Origin of the sequence: [Leptolyngbya] sp. PCC 7376, assembly GCF_000316605.1 — a bacterium.
Classification (GTDB): Bacteria; Cyanobacteriota; Cyanobacteriia; order Cyanobacteriales; family MRBY01; genus MRBY01.
This window is the reverse complement of the sequence record NC_019683.1, coordinates 2,854,708-2,873,966: the sequence shown is the minus strand read 5'-3', so window position 1 is coordinate 2,873,966 and position 19,259 is coordinate 2,854,708. Positions and strand designations below refer to the sequence as shown.

At 43.8% G+C, this 19,259-nt stretch carries 17 protein-coding genes and 1 pseudogene; 12 read left to right on the top strand and 6 right to left on the bottom strand.

Annotated features, from left to right (window positions below; all coding sequences use genetic code 11):
* Positions 1-157 precede the first annotated feature (157 nt).
* Positions 158-1,792: an ABC transporter substrate-binding protein gene (locus tag LEPTO7376_RS12810; RefSeq protein WP_015134597.1), complete on the top strand. Its 1,635-nt coding sequence runs from the start codon at positions 158-160 to the stop codon at positions 1,790-1,792.
* 33 nt (positions 1,793-1,825) lie between these two features.
* Here the strand turns inward: LEPTO7376_RS12810 and LEPTO7376_RS12805 are convergent, their stop codons facing one another.
* Positions 1,826-2,083: a hypothetical protein gene (locus LEPTO7376_RS12805; RefSeq protein WP_015134596.1), complete on the bottom strand. Its 258-nt coding sequence runs from the start codon at positions 2,081-2,083 to the stop codon at positions 1,826-1,828.
* Positions 2,084-2,399: 316 nt separating this feature from the next.
* On the opposite strand from LEPTO7376_RS12805, the gene LEPTO7376_RS23575 reads away from it, so the two are divergent.
* A complete protein-coding gene (locus LEPTO7376_RS23575; protein WP_015134595.1) occupies positions 2,400-3,311 on the top strand; it encodes a phycobilisome rod-core linker polypeptide in 912 nt (303 codons plus the stop codon).
* A gap of 113 nt (positions 3,312-3,424) precedes the next feature.
* Here LEPTO7376_RS23575 and LEPTO7376_RS29090 read toward each other — a convergent pair.
* The 3 genes and pseudogenes from LEPTO7376_RS29090 to LEPTO7376_RS12780 all read right to left on the bottom strand — a co-directional run bounded on the left by LEPTO7376_RS29090 (position 3,425) and on the right by LEPTO7376_RS12780 (position 6,165).
* A pseudogene (locus LEPTO7376_RS29090) lies at positions 3,425-4,296 on the bottom strand (IS630 family transposase).
* 202 nt (positions 4,297-4,498) lie between these two features.
* Positions 4,499-4,801, bottom strand: a complete 303-nt coding sequence (rpsN, locus tag LEPTO7376_RS12785) for a 30S ribosomal protein S14 (protein WP_041763585.1) — start codon at positions 4,799-4,801, stop codon at positions 4,499-4,501.
* 182 nt (positions 4,802-4,983) lie between these two features.
* Entirely contained in the window at positions 4,984-6,165 is a 1,182-nt protein-coding gene (locus LEPTO7376_RS12780; protein WP_015134593.1) for an RtcB family protein, read from the bottom strand.
* A 46-nt stretch (positions 6,166-6,211) separates the two neighbouring features.
* Here LEPTO7376_RS12780 and LEPTO7376_RS28400 point away from each other — a divergent pair, with 46 nt between their 5' ends.
* The gene (locus LEPTO7376_RS28400; protein ID WP_015134592.1) at positions 6,212-6,334 is read left to right on the top strand and encodes a hypothetical protein; all 123 of its coding nucleotides are present in this window, start codon (positions 6,212-6,214) and stop codon (positions 6,332-6,334) included.
* A 104-nt stretch (positions 6,335-6,438) separates the two neighbouring features.
* Positions 6,439-7,542: a calcium/proton exchanger gene (gene cax / locus LEPTO7376_RS12775; RefSeq protein WP_015134591.1), complete on the top strand. Its 1,104-nt coding sequence runs from the start codon at positions 6,439-6,441 to the stop codon at positions 7,540-7,542.
* Positions 7,543-7,626: 84 nt separating this feature from the next.
* On the opposite strand, the gene LEPTO7376_RS12770 is transcribed toward cax, so the two are convergent.
* Positions 7,627-8,955 (bottom strand): CHAT domain-containing protein, encoded by a 1,329-nt coding sequence (locus LEPTO7376_RS12770; RefSeq protein ID WP_015134590.1) that lies wholly within the window; start codon positions 8,953-8,955, stop codon positions 7,627-7,629.
* Positions 8,956-9,143: 188 nt separating this feature from the next.
* Here LEPTO7376_RS12770 and LEPTO7376_RS12765 point away from each other — a divergent pair, with 188 nt between their 5' ends.
* The 6 genes from LEPTO7376_RS12765 to LEPTO7376_RS12735 all read left to right on the top strand — a co-directional run bounded on the left by LEPTO7376_RS12765 (position 9,144) and on the right by LEPTO7376_RS12735 (position 16,805).
* Positions 9,144-10,394, top strand: a complete 1,251-nt coding sequence (locus LEPTO7376_RS12765) for an FGGY-family carbohydrate kinase (RefSeq protein ID WP_015134589.1) — start codon at positions 9,144-9,146, stop codon at positions 10,392-10,394.
* Between the two features lie 343 nt (positions 10,395-10,737).
* Positions 10,738-11,427: a PHP domain-containing protein gene (locus LEPTO7376_RS12760; RefSeq protein ID WP_015134588.1), complete on the top strand. Its 690-nt coding sequence runs from the start codon at positions 10,738-10,740 to the stop codon at positions 11,425-11,427.
* 267 nt (positions 11,428-11,694) lie between these two features.
* Complete coding sequence (gene purF, locus LEPTO7376_RS12755; protein WP_015134587.1) at positions 11,695-13,164, top strand: amidophosphoribosyltransferase; 1,470 nt, start codon at positions 11,695-11,697, stop codon at positions 13,162-13,164.
* Positions 13,165-13,216: 52 nt separating this feature from the next.
* Complete coding sequence (locus LEPTO7376_RS12750; protein ID WP_015134586.1) at positions 13,217-14,191, top strand: M48 family metallopeptidase; 975 nt, start codon at positions 13,217-13,219, stop codon at positions 14,189-14,191.
* Positions 14,192-14,797: 606 nt separating this feature from the next.
* Entirely contained in the window at positions 14,798-15,448 is a 651-nt protein-coding gene (locus LEPTO7376_RS12745) for a PTPA-CTERM sorting domain-containing protein (RefSeq protein ID WP_015134585.1), read from the top strand.
* A 601-nt stretch (positions 15,449-16,049) separates the two neighbouring features.
* Positions 16,050-16,805 (top strand): PTPA-CTERM sorting domain-containing protein, encoded by a 756-nt coding sequence (locus tag LEPTO7376_RS12735; protein ID WP_015134584.1) that lies wholly within the window; start codon positions 16,050-16,052, stop codon positions 16,803-16,805.
* A 199-nt stretch (positions 16,806-17,004) separates the two neighbouring features.
* Here LEPTO7376_RS12735 and LEPTO7376_RS12730 read toward each other — a convergent pair whose 3' ends face one another.
* Positions 17,005-17,340 carry a LexA family transcriptional regulator gene (locus LEPTO7376_RS12730; RefSeq protein WP_041763574.1) on the bottom strand — a complete coding sequence of 112 codons (336 nt, stop codon included), beginning with the start codon at positions 17,338-17,340 and terminating at the stop codon, positions 17,005-17,007.
* 182 nt (positions 17,341-17,522) lie between these two features.
* On the opposite strand from LEPTO7376_RS12730, the gene LEPTO7376_RS12725 reads away from it, so the two are divergent.
* Both LEPTO7376_RS12725 and LEPTO7376_RS12720 read left to right on the top strand, forming a co-directional pair.
* Positions 17,523-17,933 (top strand): SWIM zinc finger family protein, encoded by a 411-nt coding sequence (locus LEPTO7376_RS12725; RefSeq protein WP_015134582.1) that lies wholly within the window; start codon positions 17,523-17,525, stop codon positions 17,931-17,933.
* Between the two features lie 194 nt (positions 17,934-18,127).
* Positions 18,128-19,255: a TIGR03790 family protein gene (locus LEPTO7376_RS12720; protein WP_015134581.1), complete on the top strand. Its 1,128-nt coding sequence runs from the start codon at positions 18,128-18,130 to the stop codon at positions 19,253-19,255.
* The last annotated feature ends 4 nt before the right edge of the window (positions 19,256-19,259 follow it).

Genomic DNA, 19,259 nt, shown 5'->3' with positions numbered 1-19,259 from the left:
ATGTATCTTTTCTGCTTAGCTATGGGGGTGAATATGGGAGATTTCGTCTAGAAAGCATGATTGTAGCTGTTCGGCATGGGCAAATACCGATATGATCGAACGACTTTCTTAGCGTGAATTAGCGATAAATATGTTTAGTCTGTCGAAAAAATTTTCTATGCTTCCCCGCTCGGTCTACACATCGGCGGCGATCGCCTTGATTTTTGGCGCGACATTAGTTGGCTGTAACCCTTCCCCTGATACGACAAATACAAGTACAAGCACTGAAGAAGTTGCCCCTAGTGCCGATAACCGCATTCTGTTGGGAACGACTGCACAGCCTCGCACTATTGACCCTGCTGATAGCTATGAGATCGCCGGGCTAAATATTATCTATAACGTTACGGAAAGCCTCTATACATACGAAGTTGGTACCACGGAAATTAAACCTTTGCTAGCGACAGAGATGCCGATTATCAGTGAAGATGGTTTGAGCTATACGATTCCGCTGCGGGAAGATGTACTGTTCCACGATGGAGAAACTTTTAATGCTGAGGCAATGAAGTTTTCTCTTGATCGCTTTATGCAAAATCAAGGGAAACCATCCTTTTTACTTGGCGATATTATCGGCACTGTTGAGGTGACTGGTGAGTATCAATTGACCATTACTCTCCAAAGACCTTTTGCTGCATTTCCCGCATTGCTGGCTTTTGCAGGGGCAAGTGCTGTTTCTCCCGCAGCCTATGAAATTGGGTCTGGAAACTTTGCGCCGAATACTTTGGTAGGCACTGGTCCTTATACACTTGCGGAATTTAATAGTGACACGATTAAGCTAGACCGCAACTCAGATTATTGGGGAGAAGCGCCGAAAAATGCTGGAGTTGATTTCCAGATCTTTGGTAGTAATGCAGCCAATCTTTTTAACTCGCTGCGCACAGGTGCTGTGGATATTGCCTATCAATCTCTAGAACCTGAGCAAATCACCAATCTCCTCGCCGACGCAGAGAATGGTCAAGTACAAGCCCTTGAAGCGGATGGCACGGCTGTGAATTTCATGGTGCTCAATCGTAATCTTGCGCCTCTCGACCAACTGGAAGTCAGGCAGGCGATCGCCCATTTGATTGACCGTAACTTAATTAATGAGCGAGTTTTACAGGGACAGGCAGAACCTTTATATAGTTTGATTCCGACATCCTTCGCTGCTTCTGAACCGATCTTTGAAGATGTTTATGGCAATGCCAATATTGAAGCAGCAAAAACCTTGCTGAATGAAGCTGGTTTTAGTGCAGAAAATCCGGCTGTTGTGCCATTGTGGTATCCTTCCGGCTCCACAACCCGTGGCATTATTGCGACAACGCTTAAAGAATTTGCAACGCGGGAATTAGACGGCATGCTTGTGTTTGAACCAAGCAGCGTTGAAGGCGCAAATTACTTTAAAAATATTGCACAGGGTGTTTATCCCGCAGCCTTGGGAAATTGGTATCCTGATTTTCTCGATGCTGATAACTATATTCATCCAATGTTGGATTGTGATGAAGGCGATGAAGCAACCGGTTGTGAAGCAGGTGGTGCGCAAAACCAAGGCTCTTTCTATTGGAGTGAAACGATGAATGAGCTTATCGATTCCCAGCGCACTGAAACTGATCTTGAAGCTCGCAAGGCAATTTTTGGAGAGATTCAGGAGTTGATGGCCGCAGATGTACCTTATATTCCGATTTGGCAAGGTACTGAATATGTCTTTGCCCAGAGCAATATTCAAGGTTTAGCTGTGAATCCAAGTCAGAGTCTACCTCTCTGGCTCATTGAAAAATAAGTTGGTGAAAGAGCAGAAAAGATGATGAGCATCTTACCCAGAGGTCTCATCATCTTTTTTTTGGATCTTGAGACTTTTTCTACTGCTTTTTAGCTCTCGCCATAGCTTTTTAATTCTTTTGTAAGCATCATTCGAGGTTATTTTTCCATTTGTCTCGAGATTGCAAACGATATTTACCTTCTGCGCAAATTCTTGCAAATTGGCATTAAATGCCATGTTCTCAAGATTGAATTCGCCACGATAACTGTCCTTTGGATAAATAAATTGTTCCTTTCCGGAATCTTCTGTCATGGCGATCGCCTAGCTCTTCTGTTCAATTGCCATCTCCCACAGTTTAACGGAATGGTCTTCACAAATTTGGTCGATCCTCACAGAACTATTGTGACTCGATAACTTTCAGTGTTGATAATTGTTTACAAAATGAGTAAGGGTTGAGGAAAAAGTTTACCTTTATACAATGAAGTCGAGATGAGTGCAATTCATTGAAAATAGGGCTTTCAGCGAATATGATCCTCCCTTAATGGCACCCGCGCACCTACTTTCACCATGATAAAATCTTGGGAAAATTACTAATAAACCTATTAATTCTGGGACTGACCTTATACATATGTTTAGTCAATTTAAGAGTCTCTTCAATAACAATCAAGATTCTAATGTTGCGGTCGCTGAAAAACCGGCAGCTCCACCTGTAGCACAAACAGCTGCCCCTCCCCTCAAAACAAAAGCAGCCGAACCACCCAAACCTCCTAAAACATCAGACAAGAGCCTCACTGAAAAATATCGTGATGGACTCACCACGGGCACTCCTATTTGGTCAAATGCAGACTCTGTAGAAGATAAAGACCTTGTTATTAGAGCTGCATATAAACAAATCTTTGGTAATGCTCACGTTATGGATAGTGAGCGTCTAGTCAAAGCAGAGTCTCAGCTTCGCTTTGGTGAGATTTCTGTTCGTGACTTTATTCGTGAATTAGCTGTCGGTGGTCGCTACCAGGCTTTGTTTTGGGAAAAATATCCTACATCTACTTTTATCGAGCTGAACTTCAAGCATTTCCTTGGTCGTGCGCCTCAAAATCAAGAGGAAGTCCGTCAACATACTAAAATTCTTCGGGAAGATGGGTTCGAAGCTGAAATTGATTCGTACCTTAATAGTGACGAATACTATGTCAATTTTGGTGAGCATATTGTTCCTTACTTCCGAGGCTATAGTTCTCAAGTTGGACAAGATGTGGTTGCTTTCACCCATGCATTTACCCTTGCAAATATGGCTTGTAGCAGTGATAAATCTGTATTAAATAGCGATACACCTCGCTTACAGTTGAATCTCATTAACAAGCAAGCGAGTGAAATTCCTGCAGTACGACCGATTCCTGACTCTTATCCCTCAGATTTTCTCCCTCCTGCCCGTCCCCCTCGTTTGCCTTCTGAGTTGATTGTTATGGCACGGAAAATTCTCCAAGAACGTACTGGATCCGAAGAAATCTATTCCGAAACTCTTTCGCTTTACGTTAAGTCCTAAAACGAAAGCCTCCAAGTTACTCAAGATATCTCCAGAAACTGCGATTCTATTGTGATTTTTGGAGATGTTTTTTATGGGGATTTTTCTGAATATTATAGCAGCGAAGGAGAAGGTTAGGACATAGAACAGAAGGCTATTCTGATGGCATCGAACAAATCCTCAGTCTTCTTGATGAGCTTACTTACCTCCTTCTTTAACCTCCCCCAAAACTTCTCTATCTTGTTCAGGTGTGGTGAGTAGGGTGGCAAAAATATCACTTCACATCCTGCCTTCGCCACCAATGTTTGTATTCTTTCCTTTGGATGAACACTGGCATTATCCAGAATAATAATTTGACCCGGAATCAACTCTGGCACTAAGCAATCCTCTACCCATTGGCAAACTAAGGCGCTGTTGGCATAGCCCTCAAATACCATCGGTGCTATCTGCTCTCCCTCTCGCCATCCTCCAATCACGCTAACTCGTTCTGTACGATGACCTAACTTCTCTGCGATAAACCTCTCTGACTTATGGCAGTAGCCATACCCATAATCTAAGGTATTATCAAATCCACTTTCATCGATATATACGAGTCGTTCTTGGACATACTGCTTCAGTTGTGCCACAAATGCTTTTTCTAATTCTTTATCTCTCTCTTGATATCGATAGGTCTTTTTTTTCGAGTAAATTCAATTTTCCGTAGAGCTTCACGTCTGGATGCATCACTAATAGACTCTGGCCATTTCTCCGCCATTTCCTTCTGGGTTAGATGCCCATATTTCTCTGCAAAAGCACGAAAAGCATCTAGATCATTAATCTTCGGTTGAGGGCCTCGACGGTAATCTGTCTTCGGAGCGACTGAACCGATTTTCTCTCGTCGTTTCAGCCACAGGTCTAGCGTATTTCGGCTAATACCAAAGAAGCGACAGATATCACTTTTTCGTTCACCTTTATCGAAGGCGGCAACAGCTTTTAGGCGTAAATCAAGACTATGGGGAGCAGGCATGGCATCTATGTTTATTGCTTCTATCCTATTCTGTCTTAACCCACTCCTTGCCTGCTATGAATATTAATAGGTTTCAGAATGGATACAGGTGGTTGATTGTCCTTTAAAAACGCCAATAAAAAAGGTGAAACAATTTAGTTTCACCCACCGATGACGCAATACGGTTAAAAATTTAAAAATAAAAATTAAAGCTAACGAAAAATTACCAGCTGGACTTTACAACGCCAGGAAGTAAACCTTGGTGTGCCCAGTCACGGAGGACGTTACGGCAGAGACCAAAATCACGATAGTAGCTTCTGGGACGGCCTGTTACTTTGCAACGGTTGCGCATCCGAGTAGGAGAGCTATCGCGGGGAAGGTTTTGAATCTTGCGGTGAATTTCGAGCTTCTGGAGGGGATCTTCAGTAGTCTTGAAAGCTTCTTTGAGAGCCGCACGCTTTGCAGCATATTTGGCGACTGTGCGAGCACGTTTCTTATCGCGCTCAATCATCGATTTCTTTGCCATGAAATTAATCTAAAATTTTTCATATAAAGACAGCATTCCCAATTGTATACTAATCACGCAATTTTCTGAATCCTTTCACGTGATGGATTTAACGAGGAAAAAGGTTTGAGAAAAGGGATAAAGCAAATTAAAAGGACAAACGAAAAGGGAGCGGCGATCGCCCCCTTAAATACTAGATATCATTAACCTTTAACGCAGAGTACTTGCTTTAGAACCGCAACAACTTCGACGAGATCTTCCTGTTGGTGCATGACTTCCTCAATGGGCTTATATGCACCAGGGATTTCATCGATGACGCCATGATCTTTTCGGCATTCCACTCCTTTCGTTTGTTCGACGAGATCATCGACGGTAAACTGCTTTTTCGCCTTGGTACGAGACATTAAGCGGCCCGCACCGTGGGAACAGGAACAATAACTCATCAAATTACCTTTCCCTTTCACAATGAAAGACTTTGCACCCATCGAACCGGGAATAATGCCGTAATCATTCGTTCGAGCACGTACTGCACCTTTACGAGTGACATAAACATCTTCGTCGAAATGAGTTTCTTTCTCGGCGTAGTTGTGGTGGCAGTTGACGAATAAAACAGGTTTACTGGGTTTGCCGCCAGCAAGATATTTTTCGACAATCTTTTTAAAGCGCTCCATCATTACGTCGCGGTTAAAGCGAGCGTAATTTTGAGACCATTGCAAATCGCGCCAATAGGCATCAAATTCTGGCGTTCCTTTTACGAAATATGCCAAATCAGGATCCGGTAATTTCGTTTCAGAGAGTCGCGCTAATTCTTTGGCTGTGCCGATATGACATTGAGCTAATTTATTGCCGATATGACGAGAGCCAGAATGTAGCATTAGCCAAACGTTGTCATTTTCGTCCAGACAAACCTCAATAAAGTGATTGCCACCACCGAGGGTGCCCATTTGTTTGAGGGCTTTCCCTTCCAGTTTTTTCACGCCCTTGTGGAGATCTTTGAAACTATGCCAACCTTGCCAGTTGGTTACGGTTTTATCGACATCTTTGTTTTGGTTAAAGCCGACAGGGATAGCCGCTTCGATATCGCGACGAATTTGTTTTAGTTTGCCGTCGAGTTCCTCTGCTTTGAAAGGTAACTGCATTGCTGCCATGCCACAGCCAATATCCACACCAACAGCGGCGGGAATAACAGCATCTTTCGTAGCGAGTACAGAACCGACTAATGCACCTTTACCCAAATGAACGTCTGGCATTAGGGAAACATGCTTGAAGACGAAGGGAAGAGAGGCGACATTTTTTGCCATCTGGAGCTCGCGAGAGGCTAACTCGTGGCCTGCCCAAGAGTAGATAGGCTTTTCTGTTTTCATCGGAAGGGGTTGATATGTCATTGCTCTTATTCTCTTCACACTACAAACATAATACAAATGAAATCTGATGATGTCAAATGGAGGTGAGGCGGCGGCGATCGCCCTGCGTATTTCCGGTTTTGTACCGATTGATGTTGTAGTTACCTCAGGCTCTGGGCGAAATCTGGATGTGAAATACTTTCTCGCTTGACGACCCCATGGCAATCAGTGACGATGAGATGAACTAAAGCCAGAAATAATTACGAATCTGGGCAGCGCATCTATATTGGTCATTAGCGAAACACATACCTGCTTATGCTGAACAAAAACACCCTTTTTCTAGCACTGCTAGTCTTTATCCCGGTCTCCATTGCTGGAGAATATTTGGGATGGAGTCCCGTTACCGTTTTCTGTACTGCTGCGTTGGGTATTGTTCCCCTGGCAGCATTCATGGGAGAAGCCACAGAAGAAATTGCCGTGGTGGTTGGCCCAAACCTTGGTGGTCTCCTCAATGCCACCTTTGGTAACGCGACAGAATTAATTTTGGCGTTTATCGCCCTTAAATCAGGTCTTGTGGAAGTTGTAAAAGCGACGATCACTGGCTCAATTATCAGTAACCTTCTTCTTGTGATGGGTTTTGCCATGTTGCTTGGCGGCCTGAAGTTTAAGGAGCAAGACTTTCAACCCACTGCGGCACGCCTCAATGCATCTTCGATGAACCTTGCCGTTATTGCCATCTTGATTCCCACAGCAGTGCAATATACGTCTACTGGTCTTCCCGAGGGCACGTTGCAAAAACTTTCTGTTGCTGTTGCCGTTGTTTTGATTGGCGTTTATGGTTTGACGTTACTCTTTTCGATGAAAACTCATTCCTATCTCTATGATGTCGGTGTTGCAGAGGTCGAAGAGGGAGGCGAAACTGAAGAAGAAGCGAAGGAAAAAGTAAATCTTTGGTTTTGGGTCGGTATTTTATTAGTTGTTACCCTTGCTGTGGCTGTGGAGTCAGAATTATTGGTTGGCTCCCTTGAGGAAGCGACGGAAACGTTAGGCCTTAGCCCTCTTTTCACCGGTGTGATTTTGTTGCCAATTATTGGTAATGCTGCTGAGCACGCAACGGCGGTTACTGTGGCGCTGAAAGACAAGATGGATTTGTCTGTGTCTGTGGCTGTTGGATCGAGCTTACAGATTGCGCTATTTGTTGCACCTGTCCTCGTAATTTCTGGCTGGATAATTGGTCAGCCGATGGATCTCAACTTCAATCCTTTTGAACTTGTTGCTGTAGCTGTAGCTGTTTTAATTGCGAACTCGATCAGCTCAGATGGTAATTCGAATTGGCTTGAAGGAAGTTTGCTCCTCGCGACCTACACCGTGCTGGGCCTAGCATTCTTTTTCCATCCGGCAGTAGCTGGTTTGGCGTAATTAATCGAGATAGATAATTACTTCGGTTAATTCAGAAATACTGGATCCCCCTAAATCCTCCTTAGTCAAGGGGGATTTTTTTATTTACCAAGGGCTACTGATCATACTAAAGGCAGCCCAGTAGTAAGGATGGGAGAGGTCTTTGGTTGGAGGGATTTGGCTACTGAGGTCATCGGGAATAGGCACAACGCTACCTCGTGAGAGGAGGAGGCGATCGCCTTCAAATTGAATTTTGCCGCGCAGCATTTTAAGTTGAGCTTGGCGGAGGGCTTCCGCTTTTGTATTTTGCACAGAGAGTTCTTGGTAAAAATCTCCCATAAGGGCAAGTGTGCCCGCATCATTGACATTCCAGAGACTGGCGATCGCCGAATCTACACCTAGCTGTAGCGCTAGTCCTGCAAAACCGAGTTCAGCCTCACTATCTCCCACTGCCGTACGACAAGCACTGAGTACTAATAAATCAACATCAGCCTGATTCCAGTCGAATTTTGGCATCTCTTCGAGGGTTAATTTTCGATCGTGAAATTGAATATAAGATTGACTGGAACTGCCCGGCATAAACTCTGCATGGGTCGCGAGGTGCACAATATCAAAGGCGCGATGGGTCAGTAGAGCCTGTAGATCGGTTTGGGTAAAGTCTTGATTTAAGAGAGACAGTTCGTGCCATTCTTCTTTAGCGGGTTTAATCGAGCGCAATTGTTCCACAATCGTTTCGAGTTCGATTGGGACTGCTGGCAAAGGCTTTAGCTCCTCAAATTCTGAGGCTCCCATCGCTAAAATGCCGCCACGCTGAATATCACTATATTCGTGGTTAATAAGATTAAAAGCGGGAATACGGGTGACGGCGTATTTCTCGATTAAAAAGTGATCGCCATCATGGAGTGCTGCGAGCGGAAGACTCCTCAGGCCATCTCCCATACAAACTAGGAGTGTATCAATGCCTGTGGGTTGGAGAAACTCTAGCTCAAAAGGTTCGATTAAAGCTTGGTGAAGTTCTTTGGCAATACGCTGATTAAAGGGGCGACGAGGGTTGGTGATACTGCGCGTGAATTGATTCGCGATTTCTCTTACCTTGGTTTTGGGGAGATCGTAGAGATTGCGGGCAATAGGTTCACCGTTCGGGGTGATTAAAACGAGATGCAAATGATCTTCACGGGGCATAGCCCATAGGACTGCTGGCGTCGTATTCGTTGCCTCTCCCATGCGCGCTAAGGTTTTCGCCATCTCTTCTGGAAGCTGATTTGTTGTTGCCAGATCACTGTCAAAATAAGTCTCAAATTCTTTTTCTAAGCCCTGTTCCATCTTGACAATTTTTTCGTCGAGGGTCTGCGCTGTGCTAGGCATGACTGCCGAGAAACCTAGGGTGATCGCCAAGCTACTGGTGAGAAGAAGTTTGTTGAGTGATTTGAGCATGGCTAAATAGGCGGGTATTGGAGTGCTAATTTTCTCTACATTGATTCTTTACAGTTTTCTGGTGTAAAACGCTGAGAATCGAACCAAAAATTCCTTAAACTATGATGTTTACAAGCTTAATAACTGAGACGGTTGAGAGCTTATTAAGGTTCGCAAAGCTATTAAAAAACGCTAAATATTTTTGAAGCATGACATATTTTCTGGGCATTGATTTTGGCACCTCCGGCGCGCGGGCGATCGCCATTGATGCAGATCAAAAGATTAGCCAAACTATTGCCTTGCCTCTTGAAAAGCAGAACCCCGTAGCTTGGCAGAAAACGTTATTTCAGCTCCTCCAATCACTTAAAAAAGACGTTGCTCAAAATCTTGCGGCGATCGCCATTAATGGTACATCTAGCACTGTTTTGCTCTGTGATACGGATGGTCAACCAGTTTCTGAAGCCTTACTCTACAACGATAATCGGGGGCGATCGCAACTAGAAAAGTTATCAAAACTGGCTCCTCCCGAACACCTCGTCCAATCCGCAACATTGAGCTTGGCAAAATTATTGTGGTTCGACGAAAAAGTCTTTACAAAAACAGCTCAATATTTTCTCCATCAGGCAGATTGGCTTGGGGCGATTCTCCATGGAAGATGGGGTCTTAGTGATGAACATAATGCTCTCAAACTTGGCTTTGATGTCCAAAAACTCTGCTACCCAGGGTGGTTGGAAAATCATCCTCTTTTCCCGATGCTGCCAAGGGTTTTGACTCCCGGCGAAACTGTTGCTGAAATTTTGCCGGCGATCGCCACCCAATTCGATATAAATCCCCATTGCCAAATTTGTGTTGGAACAACCGATAGCATTGCCGCATTTATTGCGAGTGGTGCCAGCAAAGTAGGAGAAGCTGTGACCTCCCTTGGTTCAACGCTGGTTTTAAAGTTGCTCAGCGATCACCCAGTCAACGAAAAAGCTTCAGGAGTTTACAGTCACCGTTTCGGAAACCTTTGGCTAACAGGTGGTGCATCCAATACTGGGGGAGCTGTCCTAAAACATTTTTTTGAACAAGATGATCTAATTCGACTGAGTCGCGAGATTGATCCCAGCAGTTCAACAAATTTGGAGTATTACCCCTTATTGAAGCCTGGAGAACGTTTCCCGATTAATGATCCGCAATTAGAGCCCTGCTTAACGCCACGACCTCAGGGCGATCGCCAATTTTTGCAAGGATTGTTTGAAGGGATGACTCGTATTGAAGCAATGGGTTACGGCAAATTACAAGAATTAGGTGCTCCTAAACCAACCAAAATTTTCACGGCTGGAGGAGGTTCCCAAAATCCCACATGGACAGCAATGCGGGAAACCCAGTTACCTTGTCCGGTTCTTGCCTCTCCCAATCCTGATGCGGCTTATGGCTCTGCTCTACTGGCCCAGCGCGGTAATTTAAACGATTGGTGATAAATCGCTGCCAAAAACCCTCAGTTCCAAAATATTCCCCTTAGAATAAAGAGAAAGATACGTTTATTAATCAGGTTTTCAGTGTGGCGATCGCCAACTGTGGTCAAGAATTAACCCCACTGTCTTCAGTCCTAGTCATCACCCTCATCAAATAATCCAATCGCTTTCATGGGCGGTACTCACACCGGGATCAGAGGATCTCTGTTATGGTGACGGTATTAAGAAAAATTTATATTATCTTTATATTTTCCCTTCCTACCCAAATCACACTCACACTTAAAACCTTTTTAGTTTTTGGCTTTGTCTCCGTTCTGCGGTCTGGAATTAGATCGCTCATACAACTATGACTTTCACTTTATCTACAGCCACTGCGGCTCAAGATGTCCAAGCTTTAAAAGGTGCTTGGCGCAAGATTACCCCGACGAGTTGCCCTCTCCACTACAACTTCCACATGCACTCGGTGTTTTCGGATGGTCAGCTTACCCCTAAAGAAATTGTGGATCAGGCGATCGCCATCGGATTATCCGGCTTTGCAATTACCGATCACCATACTGTTAAAGGCTTTTTTTCTGCCCAAGCCTACTTAGCTGAACAGAATGAGAATTCAGATCGATCCCTCCCAAAACTCTGGACGGGTATCGAGATTAATGGTGTTTTAGGTGAGACGAAGGTACATATTCTGGGTTATGGCTTCGATCCGACTCACTCTGCACTAAAGTACTATCGCCAGCGAGAAATTCAGCGAGGGGAGCGAGCGAATGCAGAAGTTATTGTGAAGGCAATCCATCAAGCTGGTGGCTTAGCTGTTTTGGCTCACCCAGCCCGATATCGTCGTCCAGCGCCGGAACTGATCCCTACCGCTGCTGCACTCGGATTTGATGGGATCGAAGCATACTATGCCTATGACAATCCAGATCCTTGGCATACCAGCGTAAAACACACCGCGACAATGAAAGCTATCGGAGAAAAATACGAGCTCTGGCTGACTTGCGGGACCGATACCCACGGCCGGAGTTTACGTCAACGCATCTAAATGAATTTAGATTGCTTTTTGCCTTCCTGAAAATGTGGCGATCGCCCCGTTGGGATGTTGAACACTTACCAGAAAATCCTCCAAAAATAAACTAACTAGAGGATAATTTACTTGCCAAACGCCAAAAATAGTTGATAATCAGAATGTTAATTTCGTATTAAGTTACGTTAAAGTCGCGTCATTTGTTCGGTAATTAACTGAATCTTTGTCGTTGCTATACTGTCCTTTTGCTTTCGATCTAACTACGCTAGGAGCGCAACCTGTAGGATGACTGTCCCCCAAACTGTCTCTGCTGACCTTCAATCCGATAAACCGAAAGAATATTGCGGTGTTTTCGGAATTTATGCCCCTACTGAGGAGGTGGCAAAACTGGCATATTTTGGACTCTTTGCGCTACAACATCGGGGCCAAGAATCAGCAGGCATTGCAACGTTTGACCGTGAACGCGTCCATTGCCATAAAGATATGGGTTTGGTTTCCCATGTATTCAGCGAGGAGACACTGAACGAACTCCCTGGTATTTGGGCGGTAGGACATAACCGTTATTCGACCACAGGTTCTAGTCATTCTTGTAATGCGCAACCTGCCCTAGAGGAGACGCGCTTAGGAACATTAGCGCTTGCTCATAATGGCAACCTTGTGAATACGATTGAGCTCAAAGAAAAGCTCCATTCTCTTAGCGATAATCTAGATTTTTATACCACCACTGACTCGGAAATGATCGCCAAAGCGATCGCCATCTATGTGAATCAAGGCATGGATTGGCATGATGCTGCCATTGCCGCTTTTAAACTTTGCTCGGGTGCATTTAGCCTTGTGATTGGCACACCCGATGGTTTGATCGGAGCAAGGGATCATTATGGTGTGCGTCCTCTCGTGATTGGCATATTAGAAGAAGAGGATGGTTCAGAACGATTTGTCCTTGCATCTGAAACCTGCGCCCTCGATATTATTGGCGCTGAATATCTCCGCGATGTGAATCCCGGCGAAATGGTGTGGATTACAGAAGAAGGTTTACAGTCAACTCAATGGTCAGAAGCACCAGATAAAAAACTCTGTGTTTTTGAGATGATTTACTTCGCACGTCCTGACAGCGTATTTCATGATGAAACGCTCTTTAGTTACCGTCTACGCCTGGGTGCTCAGCTATCTCGCGAATCCAATATTGAAGCTGATTTAGTGATGGGTGTTCCAGATTCTGGTATTCCTGCTGCGATTGGTTTTTCCCGTGCTTCTGGTATTCCCTTTGGTGAAGGCCTCATTAAAAATCGTTATGTGGGCCGTACCTTTATTCAACCGACGCAACACATGCGTGAAGTTGGGATCAAAATGAAGCTCAATCCTCTCAAGGATGTTTTGCATGGGAAACGCATTATTATCGTAGACGATTCAATTGTTCGTGGTACGACTAGCCGTAAGATTGTGCGGGCACTGCGACAAGCTGGAGCAGAAGAAGTCCATATGTGCATTTCTTCGCCACCTGTAACCCATCCTTGTTTCTATGGCATTGATACAGATAATCAAGATCAGTTGATTGCCGCCACGAAAACACAACAGGCGATCGCCGAGCAGATTGAGGTAGACTCCCTTACTTATCTCAGCAAAGAAGGAATGCTCAAAGTCACCAACGAGAACCCCCAACATTTCTGTACCGCTTGTTTTGATGGCAACTATCCCATTGAGATTCCCGACGCAATCAAATCATCTAAGCTAATGTTAGAGGAAGCCACTGTCTAATAAATTTAGACAAAAAACTTTCACGACAGCATAGCAGCGGAGGAAGAATCCCATGCCGACCTATCCCGGAATTTCGAGCGAAGCTTTTCGCCATCCCTTAGATCGCCAAGCAGAAGAAGCCCTCCGCAACCTCCCTGGCTTTAAACTTCTTGCCAGCCGTTTTGTTGAATATATCTATGAACGTCCCCAGCAGATTTATCTGATGGGGAATTCGATTAAAGTGGGGCCGCGCCAATATTCCACGCTCTACGGAATGTTTCGCGAATGTATGCGGGATCTGAATATTTCCCCAGAGCCGACGCTATATGTCGATCAAAACCCGATTATTAATGCCTACACCCTAGGGACTGAACATCCTTATATTGTGGTGAATAGTGGTCTGCTAGATCTACTTGAAGAAGATGAATTGCGGACAGTGATTGCCCATGAATTAGGTCATTTAAAGTGCGAGCATCCGGTTTTGACTCAAATGGCAATGTGGGCCATGGGAGCAGCCTCTTTTGTCGGCGAAATCACCCTCGGTTTAGGCGGGTTAGTGACGACAGGTTTACTCTATGCGTTTTATGAATGGCGACGGAAAGCTGAACTCTCGGCAGATCGCGCAGCCTTACTTGTTACCGATGATCTCAACCCCATTTTTCGCACGATGATGAAGTTGTCTGGCGGCAGCATGAAATACGTGAATGAGTTGAGTTTAGGGGAATTCACTCAGCAATCTCAGGATTATCAAGATCTTGATCAAGAGCAACTTAACCAGATTTATAAATTTCTGCTCTATAACGGGGGGAATGGGACTTTTCTCGGCCATCCTTTCCCTGTTGAACGTCTCTCCTTTATTAAAGAATGGGAAGAATCGAAAGAGTATCACAACGTTAAGGCTGGCAATTATGCTCAAGGAGATTCTGGCTCTGTCGATGTCGAGACTGAAGAAGAAGATGGCAATGAAGTCGATGATCTACGTCGCCAAGTCGAAGAGTTGCGCCGCGAAATTGAAAAAACAAAAAATCAACGTCAAGGCGATGAATAGGAGAGCTATTCAACTCCGCTGACTGTGAGCGAAAAAATTAATAGGTTTATGAAATCGTCTTGGGCGATATTTTGTGCTGCTCATTGCAGACCATGTTGGTAGAGAAGATGGGCGATCGCCGCAGAGAGCTAATCAAATCCCCTGGATTTATTGGAATAGAACATCGTTAGTGTCGCAAATTTCACAATTATATTGCTTGTCTCTCAATAGTCTAGAAGTCTAAGGCTCCAAATTTCTGATGACTGCATTCACATTTTCCGACATTTCGCTTAATTAAATGTTCCGGATTCTCTTCACAACTAAAACATTCGAGTATTTACGTGGTTTGTAAAGCAGAGATAAAGAAAAAACGAGATTTAAATAGGTGAAAAGCTGGCTTTTATAAAGATACAAATAAGATGCTGAAACCTAGTGTTTTCTAGGTGTGATCACTGAAGACACTGATGATTTTATGGCATTACAATCAGGTCAAATTGATATATAGCTACTCTTTCTCAGACAACTTGTTTTTAATACAACGAGGTCTGTATTCAATAAAGTTCAAAGCTAATTTGGGTTCACATCTAGCCATACCTATTGAAAACTTAAGGTCAGATCGTATTAAAGATGAAACAGCAGATAAAAAATATAAGGAACTATTCAACAGTTCTTTCTGCCACAGCAATAGCGGTTGGTGGTTTGTTGATTGCTCCTGATGCGCATGCACTTACTGCATTTTCTGGTGCAAAAGTGAATTGTAACGCGGGAGAGTTTGAAGGCACTGTAAAGTGTGAAGGTGTTTATTCTGGTAATGATTCCAACCAAATTGGTACTGACACAGAATTATTCGAGCTTGATGGCTGGGAAGAATTGACTAAGATAGATGGTTCTTCTGGCAGTAATGATATTTTTGAAGTCCAAGATCTTGGTAGAAAAAAATATTCATGGTCATTCAAGGATAGTTTTAAAAACAGCGAGGATTTCTCCAGAATTAGTGACCTCTTCTTCTCAGTTAAAGGTGGCCCGAGTTTTAGTGCCTATCTTTGGGACGGTGAAACGACAGAAGGTAACTTTAATACGAAGGGTATTGTGAAAGGGAATGGCAACGCTAAGCCGAGTCTCTCTCACATCAGTGTTTACTATCGCAATGATGTTTATCTTCCATCTCATGTAGCTACAGCTGTCCCCACTCCTGCCGCTGTACTTCCTGTTCTTGGTGGCTTATTTGGGATTGCATCGAAGCGTAAGAAGGATGAAGACGCAGAAGAAGATAGCTAAAGGATTTCCGAAATAGTTTGAGATGTGGCAATTTCTTGTATAGCTAGCAAGAAATTGCTTTTTTCTATTTAGAGAGCTGTCGCCTGAGAATCGCTGGAAGAGTTTTTGCACTCAGAACTTTGTTTGTCGTTTCAGGAGAGGTTCATCAAAAGCTATTGTTCTCATGAAAGGATTTTCAATAATCAAAGTGTTCAAGAAGAGTTACTAAAAGATAACCTTCATACAATCTTTAAAAAGGTATCTGTAAACTTTAAAAACTTTGGTTTTCATGAAAAGCACTAGTTTTATGAAGCTTCTGTGAAGTCAAGTCTTTTTTCTTGAAATATTTACTGAGAAAGCCTTTTGGCAATTGTTGAATGAGCGATTTTCTATTTTTGCTTCTAGGATTTGTGAAGCTAAGGTGAAGCTTTTGTATGGGTGTTTCTTGAAAGAGTAGATTTTGTTGGCTATCCACCAGTTGAGGAAGGTTTCACGTAGGTATTTCTTTGTTATGTTGATATGGAAGACGACGCAAGATTCGTTTTTCTCGACTGTGCATCTTTCGGTTTTTCGAAACTTCTTTCATATTTATTTCGGCGATAACTTTCTCTAAATAATTTCGATGTTTAAAGCAACCACCACTCAATCTATCTGCTTAAAGGCGATCGCCTTGAGTGCTTTTGCTGTTGGGTCGATGCTTCTCGCTCCTGCTGCTAATGCGTTAGTGATGTTGGAATCCCATTCACTCAATACGAACAGCAATCCTGACGCTAACTCAGATTGGTTCGGTATCAGTTTTGAAAAGAATGCTCTAGACGGCACTGTTACCTTTGAGATTGAGAATAAGATTGCTCAGGATAACGGCACAAAGATTTCAACTATCTACTTCGGTACTGATGGCGGTACACCGAATGACGACACAGATGGTTTTTTTAAGTGGTTTGAGAAGGATGCAGCGATAGTTTCTAGCGTTGGACAGACGAATTATTCAATTGATTGGTCGCCAACTGGCGGCAGTCAAATTAATAATAATGCTGGATGGGGTGTCCAAATAGCAGCTGATCCGGCCAAACGTAATAAGAAAAGTACTATTACACCAGGCGATACTTTATCCATCACATTTAACTTGATGAATCCCGACGTGACGGAAGAAGAGTTGGCTTTAGCTTTTACTACAAAGCCTTATCAAGAGTTGGGACTTGCATATCATGTTCAGTCTATTGGTTCTGGATATAGCGAATGGTATGAGGCACAGCCAAAGTCATTTAATCCAGTACCTACTCCTGCGGCTATTCTGCCAACTCTAGCTGGTATATTTGGAGCTGCATCCAAGCGCAAGAAAGACGATGAGCAGGTGCAAGAAGAAGGGATTAGCTAATTAATACAAGCCAGGTTAGAAATATTTGAGAGAACTGCAGTTCTTTGTCTAGGGGCAAGGAACTGTTTTTTGTTGTTTGAAAATGGTTAAAAAAAAGGCGATCGCCGACCCTTGAAGTGAAGAGTATTGTTGGCGATCGCCCCACCGTGGCAAATCTATGATTGGTATTTGAGTGAAATTAGTCCGCGCATGTTTGTGTTTAGAACTGTCGCACTAATCCTGTAACGATGCCCCAAATATCCAAGTCGGTATCTGCAAAAAGTTTTACTGATTTTTCGCTCAGTCGAACGCTGAGATCTTTGTGTTCTTCGATGAGCTGTACTAACGCAAATTGGCCATCGTAAACGGCGATCGCCATCTGATCGGGAGCGATGGAGACAGTGCGGTCAACAACCAATAGATCTCCCTCATCTAAACCTAAAAATTTGCCTGATTCTCCCTCCACGATGAAAAAGAATGTGTCGGATGGGCGGGGAACTAAAGACTGGTTGAGGTTTAAGGGGTACTGAAGCGCGTCAAGAGTGTTGCAAGACATAGTGACTGTGACACCTGAAAATCTGAACAATATAAATGTACCACAAGAATCCTGTTTTTTGAATACTGATTTACTACTTTTTTCTCTTTTACACCCCAAAAACAGTACAAAAATATTATAATAGAGGAGGCGTTAAAGCTGATTTCGTGTTGTTCTCTGATACTGCGGGAAGCGAGATACTGATGAGTAATAACTATTTTTTCTCTGTTCGTGCTGCCGAACGAATTACAAGTAAAAAGGTGAAACGAGTTTCTTTATGGCGTAATGGTGCGGTGCTGGTGCATTTTAAGGATGGCAAGATTAATACGGTTGATCCTTTGGATTTTCAGCGGGATTTTGTGGATTTTCGCCAGCAGAAAAGTCGCGAAATTCTACTCCGTCGGATCACGAAAACGTTGTATGCCTGTAAGAGTGCAGTCCATGAAAAGGTTTATTCGGTGGTAGTTGAGCCGGATGGCCTGCGATGTAATTGCAAGGATTGGGAAATTCAGTTGGAGGAAGAGTTGCAGCGCCCTTGTTGTAAGCATTGTTATGCGGTGCTGCGAGATTTGGGCTGTAGTAGTTTGCAGGATTATCTCAAGATGCCATTTTAAGTTTTTGATTTCGTGACTAAATAGAGGTGATCGCCATCTTTATTGCTCTGTGGCTGGGGCAATAGGGGCGATCGTTTTTCTTTGCAACGGGCGGGAGAATAAAGATTTTGTCAGTTTAAGGAGAGGGTTAGAAAAAATTTCTCTATGCTAGGGTCAGTGGGCGATCGCCACCTGAGAAAGATGCATATTGAGACATGGTGAATTATCTGCGTAAACTCCGTAAATATCTGCGTTTAGACATTTTAGGATTTGGATTTATTGGTCTAATACTCGCGTTACTGCTGAGTTATCAATGGTTGATCGTTGAAGAGATTGATAATTATGACTATCGATTTACGGCACAAAATCTTGGGGTTGTGGTGAATAAAGCTGACCCGCTGAGTGTGCAAATTGGCAATTATTACCAAGCTCAGCGCCGCATCCCTGACGAAAATATGATCTATGTAGATTTTGAGCCTGGCCAAGAAAAAATATCTCGGAACGAATTTTCGAGTCTGCGACGGCGGATTTATCGGCAAAGTACATCGCAAATTCAGGGCTATGCGTTGACTTGGGCAGCTCCCTATCGAGTGGATTGTATGTCGATTACCAGTGCGATCGCCTTCGGTTTTGACGAAAAATATTGTGCTAGTGGGTGTAAAGCAACAGCGCCTAATCCCTACTTTAATCGTGATAGTACTCGTCCCTATGGTGATTATCAGATACGTCCAACCATGATGCTGGCAGCCAGAAATTTTATTGAGGCGAAAGCTTTAATTGACCGAGGGGTGATGTCAGATGAAACTTTTCCCGAAGAAACGGCTTATCTCCTCAAAACTTCTGACTCCTCTCGTAGTAGTCGTGCTGACAAGTTTACTTTTGTCCAGCAGTTTCTGGGTTCCCGGTTTCGGATTGAATTTTTGCAGCAGGATGCGATCGCCGATAAAGATGATGTGATGTTTTATTTCACTGGACGGCCGAAGATCGATAAGCTGAATACCCTTACTTTTTTACCGGGGGCGATCGCCGATCATTTGACATCTTTTGGCGGACAATTGACTAACTCAAACTCCGGACAAATGAGTAGCTTGGAATGGCTTGAAGCTGGTGCGACAGGGAGTTATGGCACAGTGGTAGAACCTTGTAATTTCCCAACAAAATTTCCTGACCCAGGTTTAGTTATTGAGTCTTATCTCGACGGAGCCACATTAATTGAAAGCTATTGGCAAAGTGTGTTGTGGCCTGGTCAAGGTGTCTTTATCGGTGAACCGTTAGCCCGCCCCTTCGGCGAAAAGAAATTGAAACAAATTCCCCAAATTCAAGAGGATATTGGTGAGCTATAAACGA

Coding starts and splice junctions, on each gene's coding strand:
- LEPTO7376_RS12760 (WP_015134588.1), top strand. CDS start 10,738: ATGACTTTCACTTTATCTACAGCCACTGCGGCTCAAGATGTCCAAGCT.
- purF (WP_015134587.1), top strand. CDS start 11,695: ATGACTGTCCCCCAAACTGTCTCTGCTGACCTTCAATCCGATAAACCG.
- LEPTO7376_RS12720 (WP_015134581.1), top strand. CDS start 18,128: ATGGTGAATTATCTGCGTAAACTCCGTAAATATCTGCGTTTAGACATT.
- LEPTO7376_RS12805 (WP_015134596.1), bottom strand. CDS start 2,083: ATGACAGAAGATTCCGGAAAGGAACAATTTATTTATCCAAAGGACAGT.
- LEPTO7376_RS12725 (WP_015134582.1), top strand. CDS start 17,523: ATGAGTAATAACTATTTTTTCTCTGTTCGTGCTGCCGAACGAATTACA.
- LEPTO7376_RS23575 (WP_015134595.1), top strand. CDS start 2,400: ATGTTTAGTCAATTTAAGAGTCTCTTCAATAACAATCAAGATTCTAAT.
- rpsN (WP_041763585.1), bottom strand. CDS start 4,801: ATGGCAAAGAAATCGATGATTGAGCGCGATAAGAAACGTGCTCGCACA.
- LEPTO7376_RS12745 (WP_015134585.1), top strand. CDS start 14,798: ATGAAACAGCAGATAAAAAATATAAGGAACTATTCAACAGTTCTTTCT.
- cax (WP_015134591.1), top strand. CDS start 6,439: ATGCTGAACAAAAACACCCTTTTTCTAGCACTGCTAGTCTTTATCCCG.
- LEPTO7376_RS12770 (WP_015134590.1), bottom strand. CDS start 8,955: ATGCTCAAATCACTCAACAAACTTCTTCTCACCAGTAGCTTGGCGATC.
- LEPTO7376_RS12780 (WP_015134593.1), bottom strand. CDS start 6,165: ATGACATATCAACCCCTTCCGATGAAAACAGAAAAGCCTATCTACTCT.
- LEPTO7376_RS28400 (WP_015134592.1), top strand. CDS start 6,212: ATGATGTCAAATGGAGGTGAGGCGGCGGCGATCGCCCTGCGTATTTCC.
- LEPTO7376_RS12810 (WP_015134597.1), top strand. CDS start 158: ATGCTTCCCCGCTCGGTCTACACATCGGCGGCGATCGCCTTGATTTTT.
- LEPTO7376_RS12735 (WP_015134584.1), top strand. CDS start 16,050: ATGTTTAAAGCAACCACCACTCAATCTATCTGCTTAAAGGCGATCGCC.
- LEPTO7376_RS12765 (WP_015134589.1), top strand. CDS start 9,144: ATGACATATTTTCTGGGCATTGATTTTGGCACCTCCGGCGCGCGGGCG.
- LEPTO7376_RS12750 (WP_015134586.1), top strand. CDS start 13,217: ATGCCGACCTATCCCGGAATTTCGAGCGAAGCTTTTCGCCATCCCTTA.
- LEPTO7376_RS12730 (WP_041763574.1), bottom strand. CDS start 17,340: ATGTCTTGCAACACTCTTGACGCGCTTCAGTACCCCTTAAACCTCAAC.